This window comes from Blastococcus sp. SYSU DS0828, from assembly GCF_054050975.1.
Window position 1 is genome coordinate 1 of the sequence record NZ_JBJHAK010000049.1, and the last position, 624, is coordinate 624.

The window sequence follows — 624 nt, forward strand, 5'->3', positions numbered from 1 at the left end:
CCGGTGTCACCGGCCTGCGGCCGCGGCTGGTAGGCCAGCTGGCTCACCTGCGCCCCCGAGCCCTCCGCCGCCTCGGTCCACCCGGCCGCCTCGGTGATCGCCACGCTGCCGCTGTCCGCGCCCACCCCACCGACCAGCATCGCCCCCGGCGTGAGGGTCGTGACCCCCGGGACGTTCAGCGCCTTGCTCCGATAGCTGTTCACCCGGATTCCGGCATCGCTGTCGAACGGGTTGCCCGCATCCACCCCGCCGAACGCGGTCACCACCGCATTCCACTTCTGCGCCGAGGACAGCTGCCACGTCCACGACGCCGGCTCCGCCGCCGCATCGGCGACCACCCGGTAGTAGACGAACACCGTCGCCAACGACCGGATCGCCAACGGCTCCACCACCGCCGACCAGCCCGCCGGCACCGACGTCACCGACGGCGCGTCGTTGGCCGTGAACTGCGCGATCAGCACATCCCCCGTCGCCACCCCCGCCGGCTTGCCGATCGTCACCGACGTCACCGCCGCCGTGCTCACCGCCTGCGCCGACGCCCCGGCCACGACCTCCCCACCCACAGGCGGCGGACCCGCCGGCTCGGTCACCGTCACCGTCTGCGACGCCGGCGCACCCGCCCCG

General features: G+C 74.4%; 1 protein-coding gene. It reads right to left on the minus strand.

All coding sequences use genetic code 11. From position 1 onward, the window contains the following. Positions 1–500: hypothetical protein (locus ACI79Q_RS20760; protein ID WP_456615311.1), on the minus strand; the 500-nt coding region annotated here is incomplete at its 3' end. Positions 501–624: the final 124 nt, after the last annotated feature.